The 8,274-nt window shown below is 43.1% G+C and carries 6 protein-coding genes and 1 tRNA gene; 5 read left to right on the top strand and 2 right to left on the bottom strand.

Annotation, left to right across the window (positions count from 1 at the left end):
• Positions 1–150 precede the first annotated feature (150 nt).
• The 4 genes from DWX76_RS08570 (at position 151) to DWX76_RS08585 (ending at position 5,643) form a co-directional block, all read left to right on the top strand.
• Positions 151–1,722 (top strand): AbgT family transporter, encoded by a 1,572-nt coding sequence (locus tag DWX76_RS08570; RefSeq protein WP_118570498.1) that lies wholly within the window; start codon positions 151–153, stop codon positions 1,720–1,722.
• Positions 1,723–1,911: 189 nt separating this feature from the next.
• Positions 1,912–3,729: an aminopeptidase P family N-terminal domain-containing protein gene (locus DWX76_RS08575; RefSeq protein ID WP_243022504.1), complete on the top strand. Its 1,818-nt coding sequence runs from the start codon at positions 1,912–1,914 to the stop codon at positions 3,727–3,729.
• 354 nt (positions 3,730–4,083) lie between these two features.
• The gene (locus DWX76_RS08580; RefSeq protein WP_022358414.1) at positions 4,084–4,926 is read left to right on the top strand and encodes a fumarate hydratase; all 843 of its coding nucleotides are present in this window, start codon (positions 4,084–4,086) and stop codon (positions 4,924–4,926) included.
• 150 nt (positions 4,927–5,076) lie between these two features.
• Positions 5,077–5,643: a Fe-S-containing hydro-lyase gene (locus DWX76_RS08585; RefSeq protein WP_333549073.1), complete on the top strand. Its 567-nt coding sequence runs from the start codon at positions 5,077–5,079 to the stop codon at positions 5,641–5,643.
• Between the two features lie 128 nt (positions 5,644–5,771).
• On the opposite strand, the gene DWX76_RS08590 is transcribed toward DWX76_RS08585, so the two are convergent.
• On the bottom strand, positions 5,772–6,695 hold the full coding sequence (locus tag DWX76_RS08590; RefSeq protein WP_118570500.1) for an AEC family transporter: 924 nt from the start codon (positions 6,693–6,695) through the stop codon (positions 5,772–5,774).
• Entirely contained in the window at positions 6,677–7,609 is a 933-nt protein-coding gene (locus tag DWX76_RS08595; RefSeq protein ID WP_118570501.1) for a ketopantoate reductase family protein, read from the bottom strand. The genes DWX76_RS08590 and DWX76_RS08595 overlap by 19 nt, the downstream gene beginning before the upstream one ends.
• A gap of 246 nt (positions 7,610–7,855) precedes the next feature.
• On the opposite strand from DWX76_RS08595, the gene DWX76_RS08600 reads away from it, so the two are divergent.
• Positions 7,856–7,943: transfer RNA gene (locus DWX76_RS08600), tRNA-Ser, on the top strand.
• Positions 7,944–8,274 lie beyond the last annotated feature (331 nt).

Raw genomic sequence — 8,274 nt, forward strand, 5'->3', positions numbered from 1 at the left:
TATTAAATTTCTCTAAAAATGTCTATAGAAATTCACTAAAATACACAATAATTTAATATTGCTAAAAAAATAATTGAAATGCCGATCCTTTTGTGATATTCTAACAATACAAAATTCACTTATACGTATAAGTTGAGAATGGAGGAAAAAATGGGAAAAGCAAACGAACAAGCAAAAGATAAGCCTTCGTTATTAAACCGCTGGCTGAACGGAATTGAGAAAGTCGGAAATAAACTTCCGCATCCGATTTCTATTTTTGCAATTTTAGTTCTCTTTGTTATCGTTCTTTCTGCTGTCTGTGAGATGGCTGGAGTTTCGGCAACAGGTGAACTGGTTAACCGTTCTAAGGGAGTCGTAGAGACTCAGACGGTTCAGGCTGTCAGTCTTTTGAATGGTGAGGGGCTTGTGTACATGCTGACACATGCAATCACTAACTTTACAGGATTCGCTCCTTTAGGAGTTGTTCTGGTAGCTATGTTCGGTATCGGACTTCTGGAGGACAGTGGTTTAATCGGCGGCGCATTAAAGTCTGCTGTAGAGGTTACTCCGGCTAAGTTAATCACTCCGATGATCGTATTCTTAGGCGTTATGTCCAACCTGGCTGACGCAGTTGGATACATCGTTCTGATTCCGATCGCAGCACTGATGTTCATGGCATACAATCGTCATCCGGTAGTTGGTATGGCTGCAGCATTTGCAGGTGTATCCGGTGGTTTCTCTGCAAACTTATTAATCGGTACTCTGGATCCGCTTCTTTGCGGTATTACCAACGAGGCTGTAAAGATGGTAGACCCGACTTATGTAGTTGAGCCGACCGGAAACTGGTACTTCATGATGGTATCTACCTTCCTGATCACAATCTTAGGTACTATCATCACTGAGAAAGTCGTTGCACCGCGTTTCGGTGAGTATCACGGCAATGGGGAAGAGAATGAAACAAGCTCTGAGTATAAATTAAATAACCAGGAAAGAAAGGCTCTGAAAGTAGCTGGTTTAACCTTGCTGGTTATGATTCTGGTTCTGGTAGCTTTCTGTCTCCCGGCTAACTCTGTTATGAGAGCTGAGGACGGAACACTGTTAGGAAACTCCCCGTTCATGGAGGGCATCATCCCAATTATCACTGTACTTTTCTTCGTACCGTCTGTTGTATATGGTCATATGACTGGTGTATATCACGGAGAGAAGGATGTCTGCAACGCAATGGGACGTGCCATGGGAACCATGAGCTCCTACATCGCTCTGACCTTTGTGGCAGCACAGTTTATTAACTTCTTTGGTTATACCAAATTAGGAACGATCCTTGCATTAAAGGGAGCTGAGTTCTTTAGAAACTCCGGTATCGGAACTATCCCGACCATGATCTTATTCGTTCTTTTTGCAGCATTCATCAACCTGTTCATGGGTTCTGCATCTGCAAAATGGGCTCTGATCGCGCCGGTATTCGTACCGATGTTCATGCTGTTAGGTTACACACCGGAGTTCGCTCAGGTTGCTTACCGTATCGGTGACTCCTGTACAAACGTTATCACTCCGATGATGTCCTATTTCGCAATGATTATCGTATTCATGAAGAAATATGATAAAGAGGCTGGTATCGGAACTCTGGTTTCCACCATGCTTCCGTACAGTATCTGCTTCCTGATTGGATGGAGTATCCTGTTAGTATTATGGATCGTACTTAACCTTCCGTTAGGACCGGGTGTTGGAATGTTTCTTGGCTAATGGGGCTGAATTGTTACGATAATTTAAATAACTAGAATAAGATGTACTCTGGGAATGTTTTATGCGGAATGCATAGACATTCCAGGAGTACATATTTTTTCAAAAAAATTGTATGATTCGAGGCTTTTTCCTGTATTTTGATCGATTTACAAAAAAGGGGGACGAGGATCATGCATGAAGGAGGAAATAATGAACCAGACAAATGTAAAAATTGGACAATTAAGAGATTGCATGAAAGAACTGGGAATCGATGCATATCTAGTTCCGACTGCGGATTTTCATGAATCTGAGTATGTAGGCGAGTTTTTTAAATGCCGTCATTTTCTGACCGGTTTCAACGGAACCGCAGGAACGGCTGTTATCACTATGGACAAAGCCGGACTCTGGACAGATGGAAGATATTTTGTACAGGCGGAAGAGCAGCTTTCCGGCAGTGAGATCAAATTATACTGCATGGGCGAACCTGAATTCCCGACTCTGGACGAGTTTTTAGAGGCGGAGCTTCCGGTTGATGGATGCCTTGGATTTGACGGTCGTGTTGTAAACTCTGAGCTGGGTTATGGTCTTCAGAACTTACTGCAGGAAAAAAATGTAACAATCAACGGCGGCAATGATCTGGTAGGTGAGATTTGGACTTCCCGTCCGGCTATGTCCTGCGAGCCTATCTGGAGTCTGGATGTAAAATATGCCGGAAAGAGTACCGTAGAGAAACTTTCAGATCTTCGCGAAGTCATGAAGAAAAATAAAGCACAGATTCATCTGATGACGGCTCTGGATGAAATCGCGTGGTTATTCAACCTTCGTGGAAACGATATTGTAAATAACCCGGTATTCCTGTCCTATGCACTTATTACACAGGATGAAGCCTATTTATACGTACAGAAAGAAGCCATCAAAGAAGATACTAAGATGGGAAAAGAAGTTTGTGCGGCTTTAGCTGAGGCAAAGGTTCAGATAAAAGAGTATGCAGAATTCTTACAGGATGTGGCAGCTCTGAAAAATGAGAAGATTCTTCTGGAGCGCAAGAAAGCAAGCTTTGCCGTATGCGAGAGTATTGATGCTTCCTGCCGCATCATAGACGAGATGAATCCATGTGCGACCATGAAGGCTGTAAAGAATGCGACTGAGATTGAAAATATGCGTAAGGCTCATTTAAAAGACGGTATTGCTGTTACCAAGTTTATGTACTGGCTGAAGCACACCATCGGAACCTGCCCGATGACAGAGATGACCGCTGCACACAAGATCGAAGAGCTTCGTGCAGAGCAGGGAAATTATATTGAGCCAAGCTTCGTAACCATTGCCGCATACAAAGAAAATGCAGCTATGTGCCATTATCATCCAAGTGATGAGGTATGCAAGGAATTAAAACCGGAAGGTCTTCTTCTGGTAGATTCCGGCGGACAGTATTTAGAGGGTACTACCGATATCACAAGAACCTATACGTTAGGACCTCTGACCGAGAAGGAAAAAGAGTATTACACAATCGTAGCAGCCGCTATGCTGAAGGTATCAACGATGAAGTTCCTTCACGGATGCCGGGGCATTAACTTAGATTACACGATCCGTGAAGCATTCTGGAAACGTGGACTTGACTTTGCACACGGTACCGGACATGGTGTCGGATATCTTTCTAACGTACATGAGAGACCGAACGGACTGCGCTGGAAGGTTGTTCCGGAGCGTCAGGACAGCGCTGTCATCGAGCCGGGCATGATCTGCTCCGATGAGCCAGGTCTGTACTTTGCTGGCGATTTCGGAACCAGAACCGAGAACCTGATCTTATGTGTCGAGGATGAAAAGAACGAGTACGGACAGTTCCTGAAATTCGAATTCCTGACCAAGGCGCCGATTGACTTAGAGGCACTGGATACACGTTTCATGGATGACGCGGATATCGAGCGCTTAAATACATACCATAAAGACGTATACGAAACCATTTCTCCGTATATGAATGACGAAGAAAAAGAGTGGTTAAAACACGTGACAAGAGAAATTTCAAGATAATATGATGTTACAGTTCAGCCATGCGCTGGTTTGAATGAGAAAGTGTGTTGCAAGCTTGCTTGTATAAGCACTTTTTCATTCAAATCAGCATATGGTGGATCCACCGTGCTTCTTGTTTTCATGAATATGGAAACAAGAAGATGTCATGGCTGAACTGTAACAATATGATACCTCCTAAATAGATAGAGATAAATTCGAAATCTATTCAGGGGGTATTTTTATTACATCTATTCAGAAATGATTGCAAGATTATTTAATTTCTATTATGATGATATAAGAGTCATTAATGATTAAGAGATACGGTTCTATCTGCGTAAGCAGATAAAAATTTCATGGAAGAAGGGTAGTTTTCAAATGAGAAGAATCAATGTTGAAACCATTACACAGAATATCAAAGAAATGTGCATTGAGGCCAATCATTTTCTGTCACCGGATATGAAAAAGGTGTTTGATGAGGCGGCAGCGAGTGAAGAATCTCCATTGGGACGTCAGATTTTAGGCCAGCTGGAAGAAAACTTATGTATCGCTGGTGAGGAGATGATTCCGATCTGCCAGGATACCGGAATGGCAGTTGTGTTTATCAAGGTGGGACAGGATGTACATTTGATCGGCGGTTCTCTGACTGATGCTATCAATGAGGGCGTGCGTCAGGGATATGTAGACGGATATCTCCGTAAATCCGTGGTTAAGGATCCGATTTACCGTGAGAATACGAAGGATAATACACCGGCTATCATTCATTATGAGATCGTAGAGGGTGAGCAGGTAGAGATCACGGTGGCTCCGAAGGGATTTGGAAGTGAAAATATGAGCCGTGTGTTCATGCTGAAACCGGCAGATGGAATCGAAGGAGTCAAGGATGCTATTCTGACAGCGGTGCGGGATGCAGGACCGAATGCCTGTCCTCCGATGGTAGTAGGTGTCGGAATCGGCGGAACCTTTGAAAAGTGTGCAGAGATGGCGAAGCACGCGCTGACCAGAAATCTGGAAGAGGAATCACCGGTTGAGTATGTGCGTGATCTGGAAAAAGAAATGCTTGAAACGATCAATAACCTTGGAATCGGTCCTGGCGGTTTAGGCGGACGGACAACCGCACTGGCTGTCAATATTGAAACCTACCCGACCCATATTGCAGGGCTGCCGGTAGGCATCAATATCTGCTGTCATGTAAACCGTCATGCGCACAGAGTGATTTGATGAATAATTTTAGAATTGCGAAAGTGCGAAGCACATAGCAATCCGGTATCAAAAGGGGAAAAATCTCTTGTGACCCAAACATCATTTGATAGTATAAAGAATGTACTCTCGGAGTTTTTCCTGCACAAAAAGATACCGAGAGCACATAAGATAGATTTGGAGGAAAATATGGATAGAACAATCACAGCTCCAATTGACAGGGAGACATTAAAAAGCCTGCATGCAGGTGATTATGTATATATAAGCGGAACCATCTATACGGCACGTGATGCAGCTCATAAGCGCATGATAGAGACGCTGGATGAAGGAAGAGAACTTCCCCTTGATCTGAAAGATAATGTAATTTATTATATGGGACCGTCACCGGCCAGAGAGGGCCGTCCGATTGGTTCTGCAGGTCCGACCACAGCCAGCCGTATGGATAAATATACTCCAAGACTTCTGGATCTCGGCATGGGAGCCATGATCGGAAAAGGAAAGAGAAGCCAGGCAGTCATCGATGCCATCGTTCGCAATGGTGCCGTTTATTTTGCGGCAGTGGGCGGAGCCGGAGCAATTCTTTCAAAGTGCATTAAGGAATCGGAAGTGATTGCATACGATGATCTGGGAACAGAGGCGATCCGAAAATTGACGGTAGAAAATATGCCTATGATCGTGGTAATTGATTCCGAAGGAAACAATCTTTACGAGACCGCAGTAAAGGAATATCAGAGATAGGATAATAAGATATCAGATGTGGGATGACTCCCATCCCGCAGCAAGAATGCAGATGCATTTTAAAGTTTTATGAAGAGAGGTTATTGGCTGTTTGGCAAATAACCTCTCTTTTGTCGTGAAGAATAAAGTTATAATTGATAGAGATAAACCATGATTGGCATGGTTATCATACAGAATAGAGTGGTAATTACGTTAATGGCACCAGCATAGCGGGCATCTTTTCCATATACCTGGGCCATCTGCGTGATTGTGGAGGCGGATGGGGTGATTGTGGCTAACAGGGTGACAAGCAGAATTTGTGAACCATTCTCAGCAAAAGAAGCAAGGCCGCTGAATTTAAGAAGTAAAATTGTCAAAAACGGTACACCGATGAGCCGCAGAATCGTGACAAGTCCAATATGGGGAAAAGACAGAATTTCCTGGGGCGTGGTTCCGGCAATCAGCATTCCTGAGATCAGCATGGCCAAAGGACCAATCATGCTTCCCAGGGAGCGGACAGCGCTGTCCACTGGACCGGGAAGTGAAATCTGTGCCAAGAATAGAAAAATACCGAATAAAATGGCAATCATATTTGTATTTGTTATGATTTTTTTAAAATCAGGCTTTTTTTCTTCACAGATCATCATTTTGCCATGACTCCAGAGAAGAAAAAGCTGTACAGAGACGTAGGCGCTGGAATAAATAACCCAGTCTGGTCCTAGAATAGAGGAAACAAGCGGTATAACAAGATTTCCTGCATTAGAGTAGATGATAGAGGCTTTTTCGACTCCGTTAAGATGAAGAAGAGGTCCTATAAAGTAAAAAAGGACAATCAGGATGAGATGGATCAATACAGCAGCAGCCACCGCCAAAAGAAGCCCATTTAGGATGGAAGGGCTGCAGCTGACCTGAAAAGCAGATAAAATCGAACAGGGGACTACGATATAGACAGACAGGCGTGAAAGAATGCGGCTGTCATCTGAGCGGCAAATGCCAGTCTTTCCCAAAACAAAGCCTAAAAACATGACGATAAATAATGCCGCAATTTTACCAACTAAAATTCCAATGGACATAATGCGTTTGCTACCTCCTCATAACAGGGCATAGAGACAGAATATTTTTTTGCAAGTCGGAGGGGCTCCATGACAAGTCCGTCCAGTTCCGATGGTTTTCCTTCCATTATGTCACGCTGCATGGAAGTGGTGGCATCGGCAGATAAGTTGGAAAGAATCTCCAGATTTATTTTTACATAGTCTTTTTCAAAGGGATATCCCATGGCAGCAGCCAGAGCGCTGATTTCACGAATCATGGATTTAAATAATTCACGGGCAGCTCCTTCCTTTTGAAAATCTCCGGCTACGGCATGAAGGTAGACTCCGGCAGCTCCGATAGGGGAGACATAGGAAAATTTCTCCAAAGCTTCCCTTTGGATATGGGTGGATAAAACTCCATCGATACCGCTTTCGCAAAGATCCGATTGAATGGCTGATAAAATCGGAGAAATATAGGAAGGATCCCTGGGACCGAAGACAACCCTTAAGATAGGACCGTGCTGAACCAGAACACCGGGATGTTCTAAGGATGCAGAAACATAGATGCATCCATCCAGAACGGTACAATCCGGTAATTCTTTCTGCACCCTGGCACCGGTTCCATATATATTTAAGATGGGAATAATAATTGTGCGGGGACCAGCGGTCTGTCGGATAAAAGGAAGGACGGAATCAAGGGAATATTCTTTTACGCATATAAAGATAACCTCTGGAGCCAGGGAAAGAGCACAGGATTCTTCCATGGATAATGCACGAACCTCAAGATGTTCTTCCGTCTGATCCCAGAGATGACGAATGATGAGACCGTTATTACGCATAGCATCAAGGTTGGAACCACGGGCAATGAATGTAACATCCTTTCCAGCTTTTGTAAGAGCAGAGCCAAGAATTCCACCAGTACCGCCGGCTCCCAGGATCATATATTTTAAATTCATAAAAAAACTCCTTTCTGAATCCTAATCTGGATTGCTGCGTGCGATGCGATGCACTCCTGCAATCCGCCAAACATCTATAGTATCATATCATAAAATATATTGAAAAATGGTGGTTTAAAGGAAATAAAAAAAAAGAAAAAACTTGGATAAATTTGCTTGACATTTTAAATTTTCTTTGATACAATGAGATACGCGTCTGACAAAGAAATGCGTTAAGATGCAATTGAATATTTTTTTTATTACTGCGGAGAAATACTCAAGAGGCCGAAGAGGCGCCCCTGCTAAGGGTGTAGGTCGGGCAACCGGCGCGAGGGTTCAAATCCCTCTTTCTCCGTTTCTTTTTTTAAAAAAGCTAGAAAAAATAAAGACAAAAAAGTGCTTGACACTGATGAGTTTTCGTGATAAACTAGCTGAGCTGTTGAAGAAACGGCGCTTTTGAAAAAGAAAAACAAAAAATAAATTAAAAAAAGTTGTTGACAAGCAAGAATGCTTATGATAAAATATATGAGCTATCGCTGAGACAACAAAGAACCTTGAAAACTGAACAGTATGTAAAACCCTGAAAATTCTAAGAACAAAGGCTTTTGGTTAAGCCTTGAAGTTCAAGAGAACATTCAGAACAAAACCAAAACAACAGTAATAACGGTTAAAATTAGCCAAGCGAA

Source organism: Clostridium sp. AF21-20LB (assembly GCF_003478795.1).
Classification (GTDB): Bacteria; Bacillota; Clostridia; order Lachnospirales; family Lachnospiraceae; genus Otoolea; species Otoolea fessa.

Coding starts and splice junctions, on each gene's coding strand:
- DWX76_RS08575 (WP_243022504.1), top strand. CDS start 1,912: ATGAACCAGACAAATGTAAAAATTGGACAATTAAGAGATTGCATGAAA.
- DWX76_RS08595 (WP_118570501.1), bottom strand. CDS start 7,609: ATGAATTTAAAATATATGATCCTGGGAGCCGGCGGTACTGGTGGAATT.
- DWX76_RS08570 (WP_118570498.1), top strand. CDS start 151: ATGGGAAAAGCAAACGAACAAGCAAAAGATAAGCCTTCGTTATTAAAC.
- DWX76_RS08580 (WP_022358414.1), top strand. CDS start 4,084: ATGAGAAGAATCAATGTTGAAACCATTACACAGAATATCAAAGAAATG.
- DWX76_RS08590 (WP_118570500.1), bottom strand. CDS start 6,695: ATGTCCATTGGAATTTTAGTTGGTAAAATTGCGGCATTATTTATCGTC.